Below are 21,579 nucleotides of genomic sequence, written 5' to 3'. Positions count from 1 at the left end.
CACCGGCTGATCGGGCCCCTGCCGGGTCAGCTGCGCCAGGGTCTGGTCGCCACGGTGAGCCGGTAGTTCACGCCCTAGACGCGGCGGGCGCGCTCCTGGAAGCCCGCTTCCCTGGTGGCCGGGGCCGCGCGGCGCGGGGCCGGGGCGAAGACGAACAGCAGCGGCGGGAAGGGCCGGGCCAGGGACGGCCCGGCGTAGGTCTCCTGCCAGTGGCTGCGCGGGGCCCGGGCGCCGTTGCCTCGCCCGGACGGCGGCGCGTTGCGGTAGGCGTCGTAGCGCTCCAGCTTGGCGACCAGGCGGGCGTAGGACATCGTGCGGTCGATCTCCACGAACGCGCTGGAGCCGTTGTTCAGGAGCACCACGCCGTCGGGCACCAGGTTCCCGGCCGGGGTGGGGTGGGCGACTTCCACCTGCCAGTCGGCGCAGTCGGCCGCCTCCGACTCGTGGAAGGCGACGACGGTGTCGACCAGGGCGAGGCCGTGCTCCCGCAGGCCCGTCTTGCTGGCCGCGCGCTTACCTGTCGTTCGGCCGGCCCTCGGCACGAGCTCACCGGAGGAGGCGGCTTCGGCGAGGCCCGCCGGGGGTGCAGTACCAGTAGCTCTGCTGGGCGCGGTGGGTCCGGCCGACCAGGGCCGGGGATTCGTCGAGCAGGTTGCGCAGCGCGCGACGGACGTAGTCGGTGTCCTGCTGGTGCGGCAGCAGCAGTGCCTTGAGCTGGCGGGGGGTGGCCAGACGCAACTGGGCGAGGGTGAGCAGGACCTCGCCGCGGATGTCCGCGCCGGCCTTCGTCACCGCCGCCTTCCGGGCCCGGGACGCTTCTCCAGGCACATCAGTGCTGGGAGAAGGGGAGTTGCAACCGGCCCACGCGGGCGAAGAGGGGGCCTGATCAGCGACAACCGCCAGACGGCGGCTCGGAGCTGCGGGGCTGGGAGCGTGGCTTACTACAGGGCTCGTTGCGGGGCTCGCTGTCGCAGCGCCGTCCGACCCGGTCGGCGGGGTCGGCGGGAGGGGTGCGGTGGTCATCGCGTCCTCGGGATTCTCCGGCCGTACGCGGCCGGATCGGTGACAGGTCCGGCCCGCACACGCAAGGCGTACGGGCCGAAGCCACCGTGAGAAAGCACCCCTTGTCCGCGTCCTGCTCTCTGGCTCGCATGGTGTCCGTTTTGACCTGGACTGATGGTCGACCGGTCGGGTTTGTCCGTGACGGACGCCACGGTCGGTGCCCCGTCGCGCCGCTGGTCTCTGTCCACAGGTCCGGGCTTGCACCGTGAGGTGACCGGGCGGGCGCACCCTTGTGAAACATCAAGAGTTCGAGCACACGGCGTGGCGGCTGGAGTCCCGCCGCGGCTACGGCTCGGACCGGGCAGGCGAGAAGTACCGCCGATACCTCGAGACCGGTGACGTGCCCGATGACTCGAAGCGCCCATGGTGCGTCAACGTTCGGGCGCAGACCGCGCAGGGCAAGCGCATCGAGCGCGTACGGATCGTCGACGCCCCGCCCACCTGGGAACAGCGCTTCCTCCTCGCGGCAGCGGCCGTCAACAACGCGGCGGGCGAGGACATCCGCAACCTGTGGCGTACGGACGCGGAGAAGGCCGGCCTGCTCGCTGAGGACTTCTGGCTGTTTGACTCCCGCCGCGCCCTGGTCCTTCACTTCGACGACGCCGACGAGTACCTCGGCGCCGAGCTCGTCGAGGATCCCGAGCGCATCGTGCGGTTCTGCCAGATCCGGGATGCCGCCTGGCACTTCGCGATCCGGCGCGAGGAGTTCGTGGCGCAGGTAGCTTCGACTGTGTGAGCACCGACTACCAGCAGGCCCGTGAAGCTCTCGGTGCGCGGCTGCGTGAGCTGCGCACCGAGGCCGGGCTCAACGGCAAGGAGTTCGCCGAACGCCTCGGCTGGCAGCGCTCCAAGGTCAGCCGCCTGGAGAACGGCAAGCAGACCGCGACCGAGGCCGACGTCGAGGCGTGGGCACACGGAGCCGGACAGTCAGACGTCGTCGAGGAGTTGAAGCGCAGCCTGCGCGGACTCGAGATGGCGTACCGGAGTTGGAAGCGGCAGCTCGCGGCCGGCCACCGCGCCGTGCAGGAGGGCCACGTCGTCCAGGAGGCGCAAGCCGAGACGATCCACCTCTTCGAGTCCGGCATCATCCCGGGTGTCTTCCAGACCCCGGAGTACGCGCGCGGTGTCCTCACCGACGTGTCCACGCGGCTCGGTACGCCCCGCGACATCGAGGAAGGGGTGCGGGCCCGCATGAAGCGCCAAGAGGCGCTGTACGAGCCGGGTCACCACTTCCACGCCCTCATTTGGGAGGGCGCTCTGCACGTCGTGCGCTGTGCCCCGGAGGCCATGGCGGCGCAGCTCGACAGGCTCGGCTCGCTGATCGGCCTCGACACGGTCACCCTCGGCGTGATCCCGTTCGGTGCGCGTACGCCGTTCTCCCCGAAGCACGGGTTCTGGATCATCGACGAGCGGCTCGTCATCGCCGACACGTGGAACGCGGAGCTGTGGCTCGACGCCGCGGACGACGTGGCGTTCTACCGCAAGGTGTGGGATCTGATGCGCGAGTCCGCAGTCTTCGACCACCAGGCGCACCGTCTGATCGTGCGGGCGCGGGCTCAGTTCAACCTCGCGTGAGCAATCCGCGACAACTGCCCTGACTGCGGGCGCAATCCCGCGCAATCGGCGCGCACGCGTGCAGCTCGACTGCCTACGGTCCTGGGTCATGGCCACCAAGCCCGCCCCTTCTCTGCGGCAGGCAGGACAGGATTGGCTCCTCTCCTGCGCCGATGACCCCGCCTCCACACAGCAGGCCTGGGACGCCGAGGACCTCGCGCCTTTCCTGACCGGACTGTACTGGAGGGCCGCTGAGGCGCCTCTGATGCAGTCGATGGCCGCCATCAGGCGCATCGGGTCCGACCGCCTCGGCCCGGTCCTCGCGGACGTCACCGCGGAGCGCGCGTGGTGGCTCCTCCCGCCCGGGCTCGGCGACGAGTTGGACGACGTCCGTCTCCTCACTGTCCAGCCCCGCGGCTGGACCTTGAGGTGCCCGCCCGTCCTGTACTCGGTGCGCGGCCGCGTGTGGGTGGAAGGCCCCGAGGATCCGGGCGCCTCACGGATCCGGTCTTGCTCGGCGCCGCGCTCGGCCCGGGCGGTGGCCCTCGACTCCCAGCGGAGGCTTTCGGATGACACAGCAGACCACCATGGTGGATACGGGCACCGGCTATGGCCACCTGCAGCGCGTCGCGAGTGCAGGCGTCTTCGACCGGGTGCAGCGGGCGTACCGCGCATACATAGACCACGGCCGCGAGTGCACGACGTGCGACGTGGACACCACGCGGTGCACCACCGCCGAGGCGTTGTGGGAGGCGTACCGCGCCGCGAACTCCTGAGCTCTCGCTGTCGGCTCCCCTGTCGGGCAGCGAGAACGGCGGCCCGCCCTCACGACGGCGTACGGGGCGGACCGCCGGATGAACGCCCGCCCGCCCTCTGCACCCCACGCTCATCTGGAGGGCGGACGGGTTCAACCGCCCCTCACCAAAGGCAAACAACCGCAACAGGAGGAAGACGTGACCGTCGCGTTAGAGCGTTCCGCCACAACCCGCACCCGCGACCCGCAAGAACTGCTCAACGCGGTCGCCCCGCACATCACGGAGCTGACCGTCAACATCTTCGACTCCGAACTGAGCCTGTGGGACCGCGAGATCGCGCTGCTCCTGCGTGATCACACGATGGTCCGCGACATGGCCGAACGGATCCTCGGCAACGCCGTCATGTACGTCATGGGCTCCATCGAAAACCCGGACACGCACCTCGGCGTCGGCAAGGTCGTCGACATCGGCGTCCACCAATTGATCCTCGACACACCCGTCTGGTGGGGCATCTGCCGCCTCTACAACGGCGGCCGGTTCAAGCACCACGCCCCGTTCATCGAGCGCCGCCGCGACGGCCTGTGCCTGCGCACCGGCGACTTCCTGAAGAGCCAGGGCTGGCCGGTCGACCAGGAGTTGTGGGCCATCGACGGCACGGACTGCTCGCCGTGCGACGACAAGGTCCCCGACAGCCACTGACCCGACCCGCTACAGTCGCCCCCGCCCTGACGGCTCCCGAGGGCGGGGGCTCCCGCATCCCGACGACCCGAAGGAACGCGCTGTGCCCGTACCGCACGACATCGCCGCCGAGACCGAGCTGTGGGACACCTACGCCGAGTCCGCGTTCAAGGACGACGCCGAGCCGTCCTTCTGCTGGACCCAGTACACCGGCCATGGCCCCGGCCCTGAACTCCTCGGCGACTCTCGCAAGGTGCTGGAACTCGGCTGCGGCACCGGCCGCGCCCTCGCGTACCTGGCCGAGCGGGGCGTCACTGCGCACGGCGTGGATCTGTCCCCGGTCATGGTGAAGAAGTCCAGCGAGAAGTGGGCGACGACTGGAGCCGTCTTCCATCAGGGCGAGATCCTCGAGTACCTGGCGGCCGGCGGCGAGACCTACGACGCCGTGTACAGCATCTTCGGCGCGGCCTGGTTCACCGACCCGGGCCGGCTCTTCCCCCTCGTCCGTGCCCGGCTTCAGCCCGGTGGAATGTTCGTCTTCTCCCACCCAACAGCCATCCCCGGCGCCTACGGCCCGCAGGGCATGTACAAGGGCGGCTTCGCGGGCAAGGCGATGTACGCCTACCGGTACAGCTACCGGCCCCAGGTGTGGGAGCGGTTCTTGACCCGGGCCGGTTTCGCCACCGCCAAGGCGGAAGTCCTCGAGGCTCCGAAGCCCGGCCATATCGGGACGCTGATCGTCGCGGCCCGTGCCTGAACCGCGGTCCCGGCCAGACCGGAACCCCTGCCGGGAGAATCCCGGGCATCCCGGACCACTCTGCGCATCCTGATCTGCCCGGTGGACATCGGCTTAAGATGCCGCGGCCGACGGGCGCAGGTCCTGCACAGTTCTGCGGAGAGAGTCCGACAGTGGCCGCACGCGGCAGCGCGCAGGCCGGGGACCATCCCCGCGCGTGCGGGGCGCAGTGCAGCTTGACCCAGGACCGACGCCCGGAACCAGCCGGGCTGGTCGCCGTAGAGCCGCTGCTGGGCGGCGGCCAGGCAGCCGTCGGTGTGGCCGCGTACGACATAGCCGGTGGGCAGGGCGATGGACAGCTCGGCCGGATCCGTGCCGAAGAGCGCGGCAGTGACCCGCTGCTGCTCGCTGGCCGGCGTCGTGCTCTGCCCGGGCCGGGGCGGTGCAAGACCTTGCCGGATGAGGCAGGCGTCGGTGAGACGCTGAGTGGCGGCCTTGATCACTACGTCCGGGTCGGGGCGTGGCGTCGAAGTCGTGCAGCTGGTCAAAAGACCCAGGAGACAGCAGATCAGGAGTAGAGGGAGGGGCCGAAGCCCGCTCCCACGCAGTGTCCCGTCCGACTGAAGCCACTGACCCCAGCCCAGCTCGTCAGTGATCGACACACCAGACGAACGATCCAGTGATTAGGAAGAAACTGCCTGATCAACATTGTGGCCGTCTATCCGACCACAACCACCCTCGAAGTCTTCGCCTCCATCCGATTCCCAATCTGGGGGAACCGGATCAGACCACCACCCAGACCGACGACATCGACGGACGGAGGTTCACCCGGGAAACCCCCGCCGGCCTGTGCATACCCCTCTCTGCTGCGCATGCCGGACCGATACGCCGCCCATAGGCTGGCTGTCTCGGGGCACGTCGCGGAGGTGTGCCATGCCACGAACCATCTGGTCAGGCGCCATCAGCTTCGGCTTGGTGACGATCTCCATTCACGTGGTCAGCGCGACCGAGGATCACTCCATTCGCTTCCACCAGGTGCACCTCGAAGACATGGGCCGGGTGCGGGTGCGGAAGTACTGCGAGGTCGAGGACCGCGAAGTCTCGAACGCGGAGATCGGGAAGGGCTACCCACTGACCAAGGACACGATCATTCCGGTCCTCGACGAGGAACTGCGGGAGATGCCGCTGCCGACGGCCAAGGCCATCGAGATCCAGGCCTTCGTGCCGGTCCAGAGCATCGACCCGATCCGCATCGGCGAGGGCTACTACTTGCAGCCCGACGGGCAGGTCGCGGCGAAGCCCTACAAGCTGCTGCGCCAGGCATTGGAGCGGTCGTCCAAGGTCGCTGTCGCCAAATTCGCCTGGTCCGGCCGCGAGCGCCTGGGGATGTTGCGGGTGCGCGACGACGTGATCGTGCTGCATGCGATGAAGTGGGACGACGAGATCCGCGACCCGGCGGAGCTGGCCCCCGAGGCGATGGAGCTCACCGATGAGGAGATCGCCGAGGCGGAGCACCTCATCGAGCGGCTGTCCCGCGACGACCTCGAGGGACCCGAGTTCACCGACCAGTACACCGAAGCGGTCGCCAAGCTCATCGAGGCCAAGCGGGAGGGGAAAGAGCTGTCTGCGCCGCCCGAGCAGGAGGCACCGGCGGGGAAGGTGGTCGACCTGATGGCCGCCCTCAAGGAATCCGTGGCGAAGGCGCAGGCATTCCGCGGTGAAGACGCCACCGTCCACGAGATGCCGAAGAAGACGGTGGCCAAGAAGACGGCGAAGAAGGCGCCCGCAAAGAAGACGGCGGCGAAGAAGACCGCCAAGAAGGCCGCGAAGAAGCCGCCCCGCAGTGCCTAGTCCAGCACCCCGAGGATGGTGTCCGGGTTGCAGTGCGTGCAGGCCGGCACGTGCTCATACAGGGCGCGCCGTGCCTGGTCCTCGGTGATCGGCTTGATCCGGCTTCCCTTCGCCATGTGGCAGTCCCCCGTGTGCACGGAGACCGGCGGGCGGCCCTGGCCGATGCCGAGCTGGAGAACCCAGTCCGGGACCGGCGGCCGTCTTTGCTCGCCGCGCCGCCGCTCGGTTTCACGCCGTTCCTCGTCCGCGATCCAGCGCCTCGTCCGGGCGAGGTCTCGTTCCTGCACGCGCTCCAGGAAGCGCAGCAGGTCGAGGCGGGGACGAGAGTCGTTCACGCGTTCGATTCTAGAGCTGTTTAGGCTGGGTCAGCGCCACGGGGTCTGATGACCTGTGTCCCGAAGGTTGAGCGTGTGCCATCGAGCTCTGAGCAACCACGCGTGCCGTGGCAGAACCGCCCTGGGGTCGCCGCACGCGGCGACCCCAGGGCTCAGTCCGCGACCGCCGTCGTGGCTACTCGCCGCCGCCGTCGATGAGGCTGAAGTCCTGCTCGACACTGGTGACCTGGATGTTGTCCGCGCTGGTGTCGCCTTCCGAGAGGACGGAGACCGGGATGCGCTTGGCGTTGACCAGGTTGAGAACGTCGGTGGCGTGCGCCGGCGCGGTGGCCGCCAGCAGGGCACCGCTCGCGGCGGCCACGGCGAGGGTGCAAGAGGTGATCTTCATGACCTGTGTAACGACCGGATCGTACGACCGTCACCACCGCACCGAAACCCTCACGACCAGGCCCCGGAAGGCCAGGAAGGCTCGAAGAACCGCCACCCGGCCACCCGGCACAACATGGGCCGCGTCCTCGCCACCGGCGAGCCGCCCCGCTCACCACAAGAAGGGAACCAAGCCCAGGCGAACCGTCACGGAGCTACCAGATCAGACGCCTAATACTCCAGCTGTAGATCGTGATCTTCATGTCTGGGATGCGGCCTGTCCTGTTGCCGGTGACGGCTGGTGCGTGATCGCTCCTGGTGGCGGCGCCAGTCGGACCAGCGAAGTCGGTGGGAACCCGGAGATGGGCCGGGCGGAGGCCCGTCGAGCATCCGCCCGGCCCGTCGCCAGGTTCCCACCGACGCGTGCGCTCGATTGCCGCCGCAGCAGCCGATCCGCCACTAAAGTGGTAAACATCTCATAACGGGTGTTTCTGATCGAGGGATATACATGACCAAGCCCATCGCTCACATCGTCGCCGAGCACCTGACTATCTGGAACTCCCCTGCCGGTGAGGAGCGGAGCCGTTCGATCGCCTCCACGTACTCGGACGATGTGCTCGTCGCCGAGGCGGACGCCGTGTATCACGGCCATGAGGGGGCCGAGAAGGCCATCGACGCACTGCAGGCCGCCATGCCTGGGATGCGGCTCGAACTGGACGGCCCCATTCAGACCGCTCAAGACCTGTCGACGTATTCCTGGACCCTGGGACCGGCCGGCGGGGCACCCGTGGCCACCGGACGGGACGTCATCACCGTCCAGGACGGCGTCGTGAAGAGCGTTTACGTCCTCATCGACGCCCCTCAGCAGTGAAGCGCCGCACGCTCACGCGATAGACCCCTGTATCCCCCCGCTTAGACCGTGATCTTGCTGGGGGCTGGTGCGGAATGGGGCACGACCACCGTTGATCATCGTGAGTTGTGTGGACTGACGATGAGACGGTGGCCGCAGGTCACAGCATAGATCCCGCTCGTTGGCGGGAGGCGTTCGAGGGCCTGATGGGACGGATAGCGGGGCGCTTCGCGCGGGTCGAACCCCGGCGCCGGGCCAAGCGGTTGGTGCTCGGACTACTGGCAGACCTGCCGCGCAAGAACTGCTGGACAATCACGGAGTGGGCCGGGGAGAAGACCCCGCACGGGATGCAGCATCTGCTGTGCCGGGCCTCTTGGGACGCCGACGCGGTACGCGATAACGTCTGCAGCTTCGTCGTGGAGCATCTGCACGACGAGCAGGCAATGCTGGTGGTCGACGAGACCGGGGACGTGAAGAAGGGCCTCCATACCGTCGGCGTTCAGCGCCAGTACACCGGCACCGCCGGGCGCATCGAGAACTCCCAAGTCGCCGTCTACCTCGTCTATGCGGGCAGGCGCGGGCATGCGGCCGTCGACCGGCAGTTGTACATCCCGCGCTCCTGGACGAACGATCCGGATCGCTGCCGGGCCGCGGACCTCCCCGAGCCGACGGCGTTTGCGACCAAGCCAGACCTCGCCCGGCAGATGATCGAGCGGTTCCTTGACGCCGACCATCACGCCACCTGGATCGCCGGGGATGAGATCTACGGCGGCAACCCGACACTGCGGGCGGCGCTGGAAGGAGATGAAGCTTGCGGCGGACCCGCTCGCCGTACGCCTCCGGGAACCCCGCTCCGAGGGCAGCATCTGACCACGTGCCAGCACCTTGGGCCCAGTAGGCGGCTACCGTGGCGTCCTCCGCCTTGAGGTTGCGGAGCACGGCGCGGACTCGCTCGTCGCCGAGCAGGTGGTACAGCGCCTGGTCCTCGGCATTGCGGTGGTCGGGGAGGATGTCCTCGAGGGTGATGCCGTCGGCGACGGTGACGCCGGTCATATACACCCGTCCACCCTTGGCCTTCCGGTCCCACACGAGAGGCGGTGCGTGCAGCTCGCCATCCTGCCGTGGGACGCCCTCGACTCCCGGGCCTGGCCCGGAGTCTCCGAGATGGATCCGGCCGACGTCGCCCGCGTCCTCGGTGTCTACGCCCAGCGGGTCATCACCCCGCGCGGGTCGACGGCCGTGTCCGGGCTGGAGCTCATGACCGCGCTGCGCCCGCCCACCCGGCCGGTGCGCGATGAGGAGACCGGCAACTGGATCTCCGGCCCCAACCCCGGCTCGCTGGGTACGGAGCCGATGGACCCGGCGCCGCCGGAGGGCCAGCCCGAGCACCCCGCGATCTACCACTCCGGATGGAAGGGCGGCTTCCTGCATGAGGAGGCGTACCAGTGGGTGCGGTCGGTGGACCTGCTCACCGATGAGGAGTGCACGCTGCCGTACGCGGTGGGCCTGGACCTGAACACCGCCTTCCTCGCGGCCGCCGCCCGGCTGGTCGTCGGTCTGTCCGAGCCCGACCACTTCCACGCACCGAAGTTCAACCCGAAGATCCCCGGCTCCTGGCTGGTCGACCTCTCCCACGTGGAGCTGGACCCGCGTCTGCCGTCGCCGTTCACGCCGACCGGTGAGCGTCCGACGGGCCCGGCCTGGTTCCAGACGCACACCGTCGCCTACGCCCAGGAGCTCGGCTACAACGTGGAGCCGATCGAGGCGTACCTGCGCCGCGAGACCGGCGCGTACCTGGACCCGTGGCACGACCGGCTCAAGACCGCGTACGTCGACACCCTCGCCGACCTCGGTGTCACCAAGGACCTCACCGACGCGGAGTTCCTGGCGGCGATGGAGCGGCACAAGGACGTCGACCCGGCGATGGCGGCCGTGCTGTCGGCGATCAAGGCGACGGTGAAGGGCGGCATCGGGAAGCTGTTCGAGAACCCGCAGGGCAAGGGCTACAAGGACGGCGACCCGTGGCCGGCCATGCAGCGCCCGACCTGGCGCCCCGACATCCGCGCCGCCGTCATCTCCAAGGCCCGGGTCAACATGCACCGCAAGCTCAACAACATGGCCAAGATGACCGGCCTGTACCCGCTGGCAGTGCTGTCCGACTGCGTCGTCTACCCCGCTCCCATCCCGAGCCCGCTGGACTTCCTGCCCTACGCGGAGTCCGGCAAACCGCAGCCCGGCGCCTTCCGCCTCGGACCCACCCCGGGCCTGGCGAAGCTGGAAGGGCGTCCAGTCGATGCTGTGGGCGGTCGACCTGATGGAGCAGGGCCTCAACCCGGCCCGCCACATCAAGGGCGGCGACGCCGTCCTGGACGACGGCGAGTAGAGCCGTGGCCACCGACACCGGCACGCCCTCACTGGAGGCCGGCGCGGAGCTGGAGCGGACGCTGGACCGCCTGGAGGCGCGCATGGAGGCCCTGCAGCTCTCCATGCGCCTCCAGCGCCGCTCGCCACGGCTGGAGTTGTGGCGGCATGACCTGTGCAAGATGCGCGAGACCTGGTTCCGGCTGGTCGACCCCGACGGCCAGGACCCGACGACGACCGGAGGGAACTGACATGGTGCGACTGATCCGTCCCACGAACGAGGACCGCGACGATGCGCTGATCGGCGAGGCCGTGGAGCGCGCCAGCTGGGAAAAATTCACGCGCGAGCCGCCCAAGACCCTCCAGGGGCGCGTCAACTTCCTGCTCAAACAGCTCAAGACGACCAAGGCCGTCGCGGCGGAGCTCGGCATCAGCCAGCGCTCCGTGGAGCGCCACCGCAAGGGTGAGCGCAAGCACCCACCGAGGGCGATCGCGGACCGGATCGACGCCGCGGTACGCACCCGCTGGCAGCCGCGGGTGCGGTCCCAGCGGCAGAAGCGTGCGGCCACCACGGGCGGGATCACCGTGGAGACCCGGGCGCGGTTCGGCTACGACGCTCCCGGCGGTACCACCGACGACGGCCGCTTCCGCCGCCTCACCGTCCGTCTGCCCGCCTCCTACGCCAGGCGGTTGTTCGACGCCCAGCAGGGCCGTAGCACCGAGTCACCGAACGAGGTGATCGCCGAAGGCTTCCAGGAGGTCTACTTCAAGGACAACGGCTACCGCACCGACCAACTTCAAGTCGAATTTACGGATATCGACTATTTCGACGTCGATTACTGAGCTTCTTCGAGTTGGCCACCGATCGGGTGATGGGCCGTGAAGCGCAACGAGCGAGGCCCCCGGGCCGTTGATCGAGATGTCTGACGTCTCAATCACGTTGCTCGGGGGCCTCGTTGGTCATCCATCCTGCCGCACTCGACCTGCCGCATACGCTCGTGGAGTGAGTCTCAATGATGGTTTCAAGCCGATTGGGTGGCTGGTGGGGTGGGGGTGAACTGCCTCTTGTCACGGAGTATGGCCCATAGGACGTCGACTCGGCGGCGTGCGAGGGCGAGCAGTGCCTGGGTGTGGATCAGTCCTTCGGCGCGTTTCTTGAGGTAGTAGTCCCGGGAGGGCCTGGGCGCATCATGGCGGTTTGGGCGGCCATGTAGAAGACATGTCGCAGGCGGCGGTGGTAGCGCTTGGGCCGATGGTGGTTGCCGGTCCGGCGGCCGGAGTCGCGTGACACCGGGGCCAGTCCCGCGTGGGCGGCCAGGCGGCCGGCGTCTGCGTAGCTGGACAGATCTCCGACGATAGCGAGGAACTCGGCCCCGAGGATGGGTCCCATGCCAGGGAGAGATTCGATGACTTCGGCGCGCTCGTCAAGGCGGAAGGCTTCGCGGATCTCCCGGTCGGTGTCTTTGATCCATTCGTCGAGCATGAGGAGCTGGTGGGCGAGGTCGCACACGAGTTTGGCGGCTCGCTTTTCGCCCGGCAGAGCGGTTACCTGGGATCGGGCTGCTTCGAGCGCGCGGGCGGCGACATCGGCTGCACTGCGTACCGCACGTCGTGCCAGCCAGTCCGCGAGCCGTTTGGCACCGGCTCGCTGCAGGGCGGACGCAGTCTGGTACTCGGTCAGCATGACCACCGGCCCCTTGGCCGCTGAGTAGTCGAAGGCCCGCTCCAGAGCGGGGCAGATGCCTACCAGGGCATCGCTCGGCTGGCCCGCTGACATCGTCCGCGCCGACGACTGGCCGAACTGGCTGCCGCTCACCGCCAACGGCGTGGTCCCGCTCGGACCCCACAGCTCCGTGCCCGCCCTGAGAGAGGCCCTGCGAACAGCGATGGACCGCCGCACCTTCTTCACGATCTCCGGCGCCACCCTGTCCGCGCTGGCCGCGGACTGGGCCGCTGGCCCTACGAGCGAGCTCGCCCAGGCCCGCGACGGCAAACCAATCGGCGAGGACTTCGTCGCCTTCCTGGAGAACACCACCCAGCAACTCGCCAGTCACGCCACCGAGCAGCGACAGCACACCGCCACGCTGGTCGATGCCCACCTGTCCACGGTGACCGAACTGCTCGAACACGGCCGCTACGCACCCGCCCTCGGGCTGCGTCTGCACACCCTGGCCGCCTCCCTGTCCCAGACTGTCGCCTGGCACCGATTCGACCTGGGCCGCCACACCCACGCCAGCCAGAACTGGATCGCCGGTCTGCACAACGCCCACGCAGCCGGGGACCACGACATGGGTGCCGGCCTCCTGGGCGACCTCGCCTACCAGGCAGCCTGGCGCCGCGACCACACCACCGCGGCAAACATCCTCAACTACGCCCTGACCCGCGCCCAGAACCCCGCCGCCCGCTGCCTGCTCCAGCTACGCCTCGCCCGCACCCTCGCCGCACAGGGCGACCGGAGCGAACGACGCGTCGTGCTGCGCGCTCTTGCCGCGGCGGAGAAACACCTGGGCGACGCCGGCGCCGACCGGCCCGCCTGGTGCGCCTGGGTATCCGAAGCCGTTATGCGGTCTGTCAACCTGCCTCAACGCCGAGGTGTCTCACAGCTCATCTACGTCGCGGCGGCGTGATCATCGCCGTTGAATCCGTTGAGTATTCGAGCGCCACGTGGACCCTGCTGCCTGTGCCGCGCAACTGGAAGGACAAGCGAGATCACGCATTTTCGGCCAGGCCGCGGAAGGCGTTCTCGCCAAAGAGGCGAGCGGCTTGATCCTGGAGACGTGTTGCTTCGGCGAGCCAGTCACCGTCGCCCGTCGTGTGATGCCGGTCGAGCAGGGCGGAGGTCGGCACCTCATGTGTATTAAGCGGTCCCTGGAGATCTGTCAGTGTATGGGCCTTCCCGGCGATGGGGATGAGGCGGTCGCTCAGGTGAGCGTCCTTCGTGTTGCGCTCGCGGAGGAGACTGCGAGCCATCATCAAACCGTGGTACATGCTGTCCAGGCCCAGGTCTTCCGTGCTCTCTTCAAGGGCACGCTCCAGAAAGAGGACCGCGTCCTCAAGGTCGGTGCTGCTGCTCCGAGTCGCGGTCATGAACCGTTTGAGGTAGGCAGAACCGAGGTAGCCAAGGACGAAACTGTCGACGTCAGGGGTGGCATCGACAGCGGGGCGCAGGACATCGATCTGTCCATGCAGAAGGGACAGGAACGTGTCTCGGTCGGAGTCGGAGGCAAGGAGCCTACGCCTGGTCCTGGACGAACTCGGCGCCCGGGGCGAGCTGGACTGGTCGCGGTGCGCGATCGACTCCGTCAGCGTCCGGGCCCTCAAAGGGGGCAGCTGACGGGACCGATCCGACCGACCGCGGCAAGAAGGGATCGAAAATCCACATCGTCGACGGCCAGGGACTGCCCCTGTCGATCGGCATCTCCGCCGCCAACCTCCACGACAGCCAGGCCCTCATCCCTCTGGTCCGTGGCATCCCGCCCATCCGCTCCCGTCATGGCCCACGGCACAGGCGCCCCGGGAAGCTGCACGGTGACAAGAGCTATGACTATCGCCACCTGCGCCGATGGCTCGCTTCCCGTGGCATTCGGCATCGCCTGGCCCGCAAAGGCATCGAGTCATCTCGGCACCTGGGCCGACACCGCTGGGTCGTGGAGCGGACCGTGTCCTGGCTGTCCGGCTGCCGACGCCTGCACCGCCGCTACGAACGTAAGCCGGAACACTTCCTCGCCTTCACCGCCATCGCCGCAACCCTCATATGTCACCGCCGACTGACCAAGTGAAATGGCGTCTTAGCCCAGGCCGGCGGTCGTCGACGCTGAGGCCGAGCAGGACGGCCGAGAAAAGTTGGAGTGCAATCTAATCAACCCGTGGTCTGCCAGGTTTGGGCCGCCGTCACGGCGCGGAGGGCGTCTACTTTGCCGTTACCGAACCATGGGCTCCACCCGGTTTCGTCGAAGGAACCACGCCTGCACCGCGGGACAAGGGGGTGGTCCCAAGCGGCGTCGGGCGACGTCGGCGGGGGCAGGTCGTAACCCGTGTGGCTCAGGTCCTTCGAGGCCGAAGACTGCAGGATCCGGCAGACCTCCAAGGCGGAGAGGCCGGGGTTTGCGCTCAAGACCAAGGCGGCTACTCCGGCTACCAGAGCCGCCGCGCCCGACGTGCCCTTGAATCGGTTAGTCGGCTTCTCCGGGTCCCCCGTCGACGTGGTTAGGCCCAACCCGCTCAAGGCATCGCCACGGAAGGCGCGCGAATTGCTCGACGGCGCACAGAGATCGATTCCCGGTCCGTAACAGGAGTAGTGACATCGCTGCGCCAGGCTGGAAATCGAGCTCACGTGCAAGACGCCAGGCAGAGATGCGAGAACATTTCGAAATGTCTTGGATAATTTGATGAGCGGCTCGGCCTGGGCATCGCCGCCGAACACGACTTCGTAGGGCACGGCAACGTCGGCGTCGATGTCGATAGGACAGTTTGAATTTCCTGCGGCACAAACGAATACCAGCCCGCTACCGCGGCGCCCGCCGCTCGAGGTCAGCTCCTCGACTCGGTCGACGACGGATTTCGACAGCATGAAGTGCGGCAGTTTCGACCACGGAACCAACAGCACGTCCGCCCGTTCCGACACATAGTCGAGGATGCGGTGCATTGCGTACTCGGAAATGCGCGCGCGATTCGCTTCGGTCTGGAGCCTGATCGGAAGCAGCCGGCAGCCGGGGGCGACCCCGAGCGGGTGGCTGTGCCCGACCGCCCCCGAAGTCAACGCGCACATCGACGTTCCGTGATGCGCGCCCGGCAGATACATCTTGGCGGCGGCGCTGCCCGGCATGCCCATCGTCCGCAGTTCCCCGCCGTCGAAGTATCCCCACCCGGCGAACTTGCCCATCCCGCCGAAGGCGGGGTGGTCGAGGTTGCACCCGCTGTCGGTGGCGGCGACCACTATCAGGGGGTCGCCGAAGCCTGCCAACCTCGACCAGGCCTCGTCGCAGCGCATGGAGGAGCGAACATCCACCTCGACGTGCTCGAACCCGGTGTGTAGATGCCATTGCCGTGCATAGTACGGGTTGTCGATATCGATATCTCGCACCGCGCCTCCATGACAATCACGAATCACTGACGCCGATAGGCGCCGGGAAGTCCGTACTCGCACCGGCGGCAGAGAACGGTCGAGTCCGGATCTGCGAGCATGGCCATGATGCGCTGGAAACCAGGGCCTTCCACGATCTCCCGATAGGTCTGCGTGCCGAGATTGCCGAGCTTATGCTCCAGGCCGTAATCCATGCTGCAGAGCTGAACATCGCCGTTGGGCAGGAGAACGTTTGCGAAGATGCGGTCCTTGCGGCAAATCAAACTGGTGTGGCCGTTCCGCTCGGCGATCTCCGCGGCGCTGAATGCCGTGCCGACCGTCGTGGCGGACAGATCGACATTGCCCGCGCGGCTGTGAACGCGGCGGGTTGACGGCATTCTGCTGAGTGCGGTGGCTATCGCCGGATGTGGAATGCCGATGGTATAGAACTGTAGGTTCGAAATCCCGCTCGACGCCAGCAGAGTCAGCAGCGAGACATAGTCCGCGGTCACTTCTTTTCTCATCTCACCGCCGTAGTCGGGCAGATGCACAAGGAATCTCTTGAACGGGATGTCCGCAAGCGGCATTACCTGCTCGGGCATCATCCGGTCCGCCGTCGTGAAAACGGCTATCGGATGACCGCGCCGGTGTGCGATCCGAATCATGTCCACGCAGTCGCCTGCGTGGAAGGGTTCACTGAAGCCGGAGAAGTGGATGCGCACGGACGACGGAACCGTCGCGATGTAAGTCGCGAACAGCTCCCGCGTCATGGTGCGGACCGACGCTCCCGCAGCAGTTCTGCTGGCAGCTGCCGCTTCTCGATAGGCACCGGTGACCGTCGACTGCGGACAGTAGGAGCACTGCAGTCGACAGCCGATGTTGGTGGTCACCTCGAGGACACGTTCGGGGGGCATCCGGTCTCCGGTCGCTGCGCCAACAGGGTGAGATGCTTCCACCAGGGGTTGCCTTTCATGTGTCGGGCCGACACTCGGTACCCCGCCCGGCTGACCTCCCGGGAAAGATCTCGCGATCTCGGCAGGTATCGAAAGGGGCGGCCGTCCTCAAGGAGACAGCGGGCAGTCGGATCGTATAGGCGCTTCACGGTTTTCGACCGCGGCGGGCCGCACATGCTGCTCAGCGAAAAGTGACCGCCGCGTCTGGTCACGCGATACGCCTCGGCGAGACAGGCACGCCGCGCGTCACCCATGATGCAATGCAGACAGTCGCCGTCGATCACGATGTCGAACCGGCTATCTGGGAAGGGCAGCGGCTCGCACACGTCACCGACTTGGGAATCTCCGGCCCAGCCCGCCGCGCGGAATCGGCCGGCCGCCCAATCGATCGCCGTATCGGCGATATCCATGCCCGCAACGTGATACCCGAGCTCAGCCAGCAGGTAGGACGCCATGCCGCTGCCGCAGCCGTGTTCAAGAACGGCGCGGGCTGCGACGGAATCACCCCGCCGCGGAGCATCCAACCGATGTTCCGCGGCCCTCCGTCGAGCCGGCGGGCATGCCGCCCTCGCTTCCATCCTCCATGCTCGGCGGCGATCAGCCCCGGTACTCCTGCCGCTTCGGTAGGGCAGACCGGGCCGGCCGGACGTAGCCCGGTTCCCGCCCCGGACGGTCTCGCCCATCTCGCCGCCAATCGGAGGATCATGGTCGCCTTCCCAGGAAATTCCAGCTCCTAGTCGTCATGATGTAGCCCCAAGCGCCTCGCGACGTAGTCGTGTGCCAGCAACTCGGCCTTCTCGGCGGAGTACTTCTCGGCGATCCACTCGAGCGCGCCTTCGAAGGTGAGCTCCTGCAACCTCATCAGCAACTCCAAAGCCTTTCTCCCGGAGTGCATTACGTCATCACGTCGAATGATCGCGAAATCTCCGCCGAGCACATTGATCTCGACCCTGGTCTCAGAGTCGTAGTCGAAGGTGATGACGTCGCTAACCGCCCGGCCCGGGTTCCCCGTCATGTCGTAGACCAGCTCGGCCGCCGTCAGCCAGGAGTCCGTCGAGCCCCCGCCGCCGGAGCTCCCGCCGCCGGACGGGCCGCAGCACAATAGCTGGTAGTCGCTGTTGTCCACGTAGACCTGACGGCTCAGATCGACCGGATCCGAGATGTACCCCCGGTCCGCACCCTCATCCATGCGGATCCCCTACTTTTTGCTCGATGGAGAACTTCAACAAGTCCCTGGTGAGATCGCACAACGGGCCGCTCTGCGAAATCCCTTGGCGGCTTACCCGTGCCGACAGACAGCCGCCCGCGCAGTTCCACCGCGCCATGCACGAGGTGCACTCGGAGAATGAATGGACGTCGATGGCCCGCAGGGCGTTCACTCGATCGATGTCGAACTGGAAGCGACTGCCGTCGTATCGCCCGATGCGGAACAGATCGTATCCGTCATGCTCCTCCTTGCTGTAGCGGTGGCACCCGGAAACGATCCCTTCGGGTGTCACGGAAAACTCTGCGTTGCAGAACCGGGAGCTTCGCCTCAGCGTGTTCTGGAACATCTTGCAGGTAACGTCGATTCCCAGCTCGCGGCCGAGTTTGTAGGCCGCCTTGAACGACTCGACGAACTCCTGCTGCAGTGGCTTGGCCATGCCCTGCGGCACCGAACGACCGATTTCGGCCATCGGCTCGAAGCGCACGCTTGCGGCGCCGGTGTTGTCGTGGACGAACTTCACCATATCGACCAATCGGGCCGCGCCCCGCGCGGATACCGTCGTCCGCAGGTGGAAGTCGACGCCCTGTTCCACCAACTCCCTGATGACCTTTACCAGCTTGCCGTGGGTACTTCGGCCATCGGCGTAGGACCGTTGCGCCTGCAGCTCGGGCAGGATGTCGAAGGACAGAGTCACGAACTGGATGTTGTCGCGAATCCATGCCACCCGGTCCGGCGTCAGCAGGGTGCCGTTGGTAATGAGTCGAATGCGATACCGAACGCCCATGGCCTGCGATGCCGACCGGATGTAGTCAGTCACGGACTGCAGGAGCTTCCACTCCATGGTAGGTTCGCCGCCGCCGATGTAGCGGATCAGCGCCAGGTTCTCATCTGTCTCGCTCGCGTTCTGGAGAACGAGATCGACTGCTGCCCGGGCGATCTCCTCGCTCATCGGCGGAGACTTCTGCGGCGACGCGCTGGCGTAGCAGTAGGTGCACCCGAGATTGCAGCTCTCGGTGAAGATGAGAGTGGCCTCGGTGGGGCGGAACTCCTGCAGCGGCCGCGTCGTCGGCTCCGGCGCCATTTCGCCGCCGATAATTCCCATCTTGTCGAGTGCGGCAAGAACTCTCGCACTGACGTCGTCCTCCGGAAGCGCTTGTCCTGCGACAATTTTCTCGATGATCCGCCCGGTGCGGTCGTCGACGCGGAAGGCCCGGCCCTTCAGCGGGAGGTGAACGATGGCGCCTCCATCGGACGCATCGAAGATCGACACTTCGGTGTTGACCGCGCCTTCGCCGGCCGCTCGAGCAACTCCTTCGGCCACGCCTTGGCCTGCGTCTGCGCCGCACGTGGGCGGCGACATGGCAGGCCAAGGCAGGTCGACGCGCGTGCCGCCTCCGCCGCTGCTGTCTACGTCCATGTTCCAGCTCCTAGTCGTCATGATGTAGCCCCAAGCGCCTCGCGACGTAGTCGTGTGCCAGCAACTCGGCCTTCTCAGCGGAGTACTTCTCGGCGATCCACTCGAGCGCGCCTTCGAAGGTGAGCTCCTGCAACCTCATCAGCAACTCCAAAGCCTTTCTCCCGGAGTGCATTACGTCATCACGTCGAATGATCGCGAAATCTCCGCCGAGCACATTGATCTCGACCCTGGTCTCAGAGTCGTAGTCGAAGGTGATGACGTCGCTGACCGCCCGGCCCGGGTTCCCCGTCATGTCGTAGACCAGCTCGGCCGCCGTCAGCCAGGAGCCCGACGCGCCCCCGCCACCGAAGCTCCCGCCGCCGGACGGGCCGCAGCACAAAAGCTGGTAGTCGCTGTTGTCCACGTAGACCTGACGGCTCAGATCGACCGGATCCGAGATGTACCCCCGGTCCGCACCCTCATCCGACATGTCAGTCCTTCCATCGTGCCAACTCATTGATGCATTCCGACAGCTGCGGCGGGATAGGTCCGCCGAGCTCCCGACTCGCCGCACGAGCCGCAGTGTGGCGCTTGCCCAGCAGACAGTGGAGATGAAAGTGGAACGGTCCCTCCAAGGCTTGGAAGTGCCAATGCGGATGGCCGCGGAATGCGACGCCGCAGTGTCGGGTGACGTTGGCGTACCGCTTCGATGCGATCGGACAGAGCTCGAACCGCTTGGCCAGGTGACTGCGCCATATTCTGGTGTGCGGATCGAGGAGTCGCCTTCCGCCGACGTCCCTTTCCAGGCGCGGCTCGTACCAGTAGCTCGTCTCGGAGGTCAGCGTGTAACACGAACAACTCACGGCGTCGAATCTCTCGTCGAGTTGCGCAATTTCGGTGATGACATCGGGGTTGTAGTAGTCATCGGCGTCGAACTGGAACACCCACTCCACGCCGAGATCTTCGAGCAGGTCCAAGGCGAAATTTCGGGCGGAGAGCTGGTCGTAGCCGCCGTCGGCGAGGCTTCTGGAATAACCCTCGCCGAAATTTCGGTGAACCTCCCGAACGTTGGCGTAGCGAGCGGCGAGAGCGCCGTAGTCGGGCGGGCGGCGATCTCCGGTGTGGACTACGAGGGCGACGCCGACCCCGTCGTGCTCCAGCAGATTCCGCATGGTGAGGCCGAGCAACGGATAATCCGCTTCCGACACTACGCACCAGATTCCCACCGACGACATTCCGGGACCATCCTCTAGGCGATATTCCAGTCGATCACGGCACCAATGCATTCGCTCTTGTCCGCGCGAAGCATCCGGTATGCCTGCGCCAGTTCACCGGGTGCGACGTAATGGGTGATGAGACCCGCAATCTCGAGCGAGCCTTCCCGTATCAGACGCACCGGCAAGTCGAGCAGACTTTCCCATTCAGCAGGGTTCCCGGCACCTTGCACGGCACCGATTTCGTGTGCGCCGATCATCCGGATGTTTCGCCGGAACACGAGGTCGTGGATATCGAGGCTCATCGCTCCCGTGCCTGCGCCGACCAGCACCAGGGCACCCCCGCTCGCCACGATCTCAAGCCCTTCGGCCAGTGCGGAGGCACTGCCACAGGCCAGCAATACCGCGTCCGCCTCCTGCGGCCGGGTCTCGCCGGGCTGTCGGATCTGCACGACTCGCTGACTCTCCGCCGCGAATCGGCGGTTCTTGTGGTGGTCTGCGGCCGTCACCGGGCGCGCTCCGGCTATGACTGCAAGGCGTGTGATCAACTGCCCCACTATTCCGAGCCCGATGACATGCGCAGAGACGCCGAGCCTGAGGCCTGCCCGCTTGACCGCGTGGATTCCGACGATCGCCTGGCGCGCGAGGAGCACGGCTTCATCGCTGAGATCAACGGGAATGACATAGACGCAGTCGCGCAAGGAATTACATCGCACATAAGCGCGATGGCTCTGCCTTACGAATACTCGGCTGCCCGGCGTCAACTCGGGGCGCACTGCTGTCACGGCATCGCCGACCTGCACAATTTCGCCGACTATCCCCGGCCCCGGTTGGGTCGGATACTTTGTATCGAGGAATGCCGTTTCGGTGCCTGCGCTCACAATCGATAGCCGCGCACGAACGATAAGGTCGTAAGGCGACGGCGCGGGGAGCGGATCACCTGATCTTATCGAGACTCTGCCCTCGCCTTCGAAGACGACCTCGCGTTGCTGGTAGGTCACGGCTCGAGAGTCCAATCCGACAAAGTCGCAGACATGAACATCACCTGGCGACGATGGTCCCACGGTCGCCGAGCTCCGGCAAAAGATCACCGACGCCGACGGATGCTGGCCACCGTCCCGGACCAACGCCGACTATGCAATCAGCAGGGCGAGTTGGTCGGACAGAACCTTGGACGGGTTCGATACGCTGGACAGCGG

Annotated in this window: 23 protein-coding genes and 5 pseudogenes; 13 read left to right on the top strand and 15 right to left on the bottom strand. The window is 66.9% G+C overall.

Annotated features, from left to right (window positions below):
- Positions 1 to 74 precede the first annotated feature (74 nt).
- A complete protein-coding gene (locus AB0D27_RS22615) occupies positions 75 to 542 on the bottom strand; it encodes a replication-relaxation family protein (RefSeq protein WP_362511568.1) in 468 nt (155 codons plus the stop codon).
- A gap of 4 nt (positions 543 to 546) precedes the next feature.
- Positions 547 to 792, bottom strand: a complete 246-nt coding sequence (locus AB0D27_RS22610; RefSeq protein WP_362511566.1) for a hypothetical protein — start codon at positions 790 to 792, stop codon at positions 547 to 549.
- A 502-nt stretch (positions 793 to 1,294) separates the two neighbouring features.
- On the opposite strand from AB0D27_RS22610, the gene AB0D27_RS22605 reads away from it, so the two are divergent.
- The 5 genes from AB0D27_RS22605 to AB0D27_RS22585 all read left to right on the top strand — a co-directional run bounded on the left by AB0D27_RS22605 (position 1,295) and on the right by AB0D27_RS22585 (position 4,806).
- Positions 1,295 to 1,798: a DUF6879 family protein gene (locus tag AB0D27_RS22605; protein WP_362511563.1), complete on the top strand. Its 504-nt coding sequence runs from the start codon at positions 1,295 to 1,297 to the stop codon at positions 1,796 to 1,798.
- The gene (locus tag AB0D27_RS22600; protein ID WP_362511560.1) at positions 1,795 to 2,637 is read left to right on the top strand and encodes a helix-turn-helix transcriptional regulator; all 843 of its coding nucleotides are present in this window, start codon (positions 1,795 to 1,797) and stop codon (positions 2,635 to 2,637) included. Before AB0D27_RS22605 ends, AB0D27_RS22600 begins: the two co-directional genes overlap by 4 nt.
- 548 nt (positions 2,638 to 3,185) lie before the next feature.
- Positions 3,186 to 3,392 carry a hypothetical protein gene (locus AB0D27_RS22595; RefSeq protein ID WP_362511557.1) on the top strand — a complete coding sequence of 69 codons (207 nt, stop codon included), beginning with the start codon at positions 3,186 to 3,188 and terminating at the stop codon, positions 3,390 to 3,392.
- Positions 3,393 to 3,569: 177 nt separating this feature from the next.
- Entirely contained in the window at positions 3,570 to 4,070 is a 501-nt protein-coding gene (locus AB0D27_RS22590; RefSeq protein WP_362511554.1) for a hypothetical protein, read from the top strand.
- Positions 4,071 to 4,152: 82 nt separating this feature from the next.
- Positions 4,153 to 4,806 (top strand): class I SAM-dependent methyltransferase, encoded by a 654-nt coding sequence (locus tag AB0D27_RS22585; protein WP_362511551.1) that lies wholly within the window; start codon positions 4,153 to 4,155, stop codon positions 4,804 to 4,806.
- Between the two features lie 224 nt (positions 4,807 to 5,030).
- On the opposite strand, the pseudogene AB0D27_RS22580 reads toward AB0D27_RS22585, so the two are convergent.
- Positions 5,031 to 5,342: pseudogene (locus AB0D27_RS22580) on the bottom strand (hypothetical protein); the annotation flags it as partial.
- Between the two features lie 376 nt (positions 5,343 to 5,718).
- Here AB0D27_RS22580 and AB0D27_RS22575 point away from each other — a divergent pair.
- Positions 5,719 to 6,636 carry a Ku protein gene (locus AB0D27_RS22575; protein ID WP_362511548.1) on the top strand — a complete coding sequence of 306 codons (918 nt, stop codon included), beginning with the start codon at positions 5,719 to 5,721 and terminating at the stop codon, positions 6,634 to 6,636.
- Here AB0D27_RS22575 and AB0D27_RS22570 read toward each other — a convergent pair.
- Complete coding sequence (locus tag AB0D27_RS22570) at positions 6,633 to 6,971, bottom strand: DUF6233 domain-containing protein (RefSeq protein ID WP_362511545.1); 339 nt, start codon at positions 6,969 to 6,971, stop codon at positions 6,633 to 6,635. The two genes, AB0D27_RS22575 and AB0D27_RS22570, sit on opposite strands and share 4 nt — an antisense overlap.
- Positions 6,972 to 7,146: 175 nt before the next feature.
- Complete coding sequence (locus AB0D27_RS22565) at positions 7,147 to 7,359, bottom strand: hypothetical protein (protein ID WP_362511542.1); 213 nt, start codon at positions 7,357 to 7,359, stop codon at positions 7,147 to 7,149.
- Positions 7,360 to 7,845: 486 nt separating this feature from the next.
- Here AB0D27_RS22565 and AB0D27_RS22560 point away from each other — a divergent pair, with 486 nt between their 5' ends.
- The 5 genes and pseudogenes from AB0D27_RS22560 (at position 7,846) to AB0D27_RS22540 (ending at position 11,391) form a co-directional block, all read left to right on the top strand.
- On the top strand, positions 7,846 to 8,208 hold the full coding sequence (locus tag AB0D27_RS22560) for a nuclear transport factor 2 family protein (RefSeq protein WP_362511540.1): 363 nt from the start codon (positions 7,846 to 7,848) through the stop codon (positions 8,206 to 8,208).
- Between the two features lie 185 nt (positions 8,209 to 8,393).
- Positions 8,394 to 8,987 (top strand): annotated as a pseudogene (locus AB0D27_RS22555) (IS701 family transposase); the annotation flags it as partial.
- A gap of 289 nt (positions 8,988 to 9,276) precedes the next feature.
- Positions 9,277 to 10,570: pseudogene (locus AB0D27_RS22550) on the top strand (transcriptional regulator); the annotation flags it as partial.
- Positions 10,571 to 10,574: 4 nt separating this feature from the next.
- Positions 10,575 to 10,799: a hypothetical protein gene (locus tag AB0D27_RS22545; protein ID WP_362511538.1), complete on the top strand. Its 225-nt coding sequence runs from the start codon at positions 10,575 to 10,577 to the stop codon at positions 10,797 to 10,799.
- Position 10,800: 1 nt separating this feature from the next.
- A complete protein-coding gene (locus tag AB0D27_RS22540) occupies positions 10,801 to 11,391 on the top strand; it encodes an XRE family transcriptional regulator (protein ID WP_362511535.1) in 591 nt (196 codons plus the stop codon).
- A gap of 179 nt (positions 11,392 to 11,570) precedes the next feature.
- Here the strand turns inward: AB0D27_RS22540 and AB0D27_RS22535 are convergent.
- Positions 11,571 to 12,304 (bottom strand): annotated as a pseudogene (locus AB0D27_RS22535) (transposase); the annotation flags it as partial.
- Here AB0D27_RS22535 and AB0D27_RS22530 point away from each other — a divergent pair.
- Positions 12,288 to 13,175, top strand: coding sequence for a hypothetical protein (locus tag AB0D27_RS22530; protein ID WP_362511532.1), 888 nt, complete (start codon positions 12,288 to 12,290; stop codon positions 13,173 to 13,175). The pseudogene AB0D27_RS22535 and the gene AB0D27_RS22530 overlap by 17 nt on opposite strands.
- A gap of 82 nt (positions 13,176 to 13,257) precedes the next feature.
- Here AB0D27_RS22530 and AB0D27_RS22525 read toward each other — a convergent pair whose 3' ends face one another.
- Positions 13,258 to 13,635 carry a hypothetical protein gene (locus tag AB0D27_RS22525; protein ID WP_362511529.1) on the bottom strand — a complete coding sequence of 126 codons (378 nt, stop codon included), beginning with the start codon at positions 13,633 to 13,635 and terminating at the stop codon, positions 13,258 to 13,260.
- 136 nt (positions 13,636 to 13,771) lie between these two features.
- Between AB0D27_RS22525 and AB0D27_RS22520 the strand changes: the two are divergent.
- Positions 13,772 to 14,327, top strand: a pseudogene (locus AB0D27_RS22520) (IS5 family transposase); the annotation flags it as partial.
- Positions 14,328 to 14,407: 80 nt separating this feature from the next.
- On the opposite strand, the gene AB0D27_RS22515 reads toward AB0D27_RS22520, so the two are convergent.
- The 8 genes from AB0D27_RS22515 to AB0D27_RS22480 all read right to left on the bottom strand — a co-directional run bounded on the left by AB0D27_RS22515 (position 14,408) and on the right by AB0D27_RS22480 (position 21,381).
- Complete coding sequence (locus AB0D27_RS22515) at positions 14,408 to 15,631, bottom strand: S8 family serine peptidase (protein ID WP_362511526.1); 1,224 nt, start codon at positions 15,629 to 15,631, stop codon at positions 14,408 to 14,410.
- Between the two features lie 23 nt (positions 15,632 to 15,654).
- A complete protein-coding gene (locus tag AB0D27_RS22510) occupies positions 15,655 to 16,500 on the bottom strand; it encodes a radical SAM/SPASM domain-containing protein (protein WP_362511524.1) in 846 nt (281 codons plus the stop codon).
- Positions 16,497 to 17,141 (bottom strand): class I SAM-dependent methyltransferase, encoded by a 645-nt coding sequence (locus AB0D27_RS22505; protein ID WP_362511521.1) that lies wholly within the window; start codon positions 17,139 to 17,141, stop codon positions 16,497 to 16,499. Before AB0D27_RS22505 ends, AB0D27_RS22510 begins: the two co-directional genes overlap by 4 nt.
- 155 nt (positions 17,142 to 17,296) lie before the next feature.
- Positions 17,297 to 17,752, bottom strand: a complete 456-nt coding sequence (locus tag AB0D27_RS22500; RefSeq protein ID WP_362511519.1) for a hypothetical protein — start codon at positions 17,750 to 17,752, stop codon at positions 17,297 to 17,299.
- A complete protein-coding gene (locus tag AB0D27_RS22495) occupies positions 17,745 to 19,187 on the bottom strand; it encodes a radical SAM protein (protein WP_355991997.1) in 1,443 nt (480 codons plus the stop codon). The genes AB0D27_RS22500 and AB0D27_RS22495 overlap by 8 nt, the downstream gene beginning before the upstream one ends.
- 10 nt (positions 19,188 to 19,197) lie before the next feature.
- Positions 19,198 to 19,656 (bottom strand): hypothetical protein, encoded by a 459-nt coding sequence (locus tag AB0D27_RS22490; RefSeq protein WP_362511516.1) that lies wholly within the window; start codon positions 19,654 to 19,656, stop codon positions 19,198 to 19,200.
- A 1-nt stretch (position 19,657) separates the two neighbouring features.
- Complete coding sequence (locus AB0D27_RS22485; protein WP_362511513.1) at positions 19,658 to 20,401, bottom strand: hypothetical protein; 744 nt, start codon at positions 20,399 to 20,401, stop codon at positions 19,658 to 19,660.
- A gap of 14 nt (positions 20,402 to 20,415) precedes the next feature.
- The gene (locus AB0D27_RS22480; RefSeq protein WP_362511510.1) at positions 20,416 to 21,381 is read right to left on the bottom strand and encodes a zinc-binding dehydrogenase; all 966 of its coding nucleotides are present in this window, start codon (positions 21,379 to 21,381) and stop codon (positions 20,416 to 20,418) included.
- Between the last annotated feature and the right edge of the window lie 198 nt (positions 21,382 to 21,579).

Origin of the sequence: Streptomyces sp. NPDC048415 (assembly GCF_040651675.1) — a bacterium.
Lineage (GTDB): Bacteria > Actinomycetota > Actinomycetes > Streptomycetales > Streptomycetaceae > Streptomyces.
Note: the sequence above shows the minus strand (reverse complement) of the source record. Positions and strands in the feature narration are given on the sequence as shown.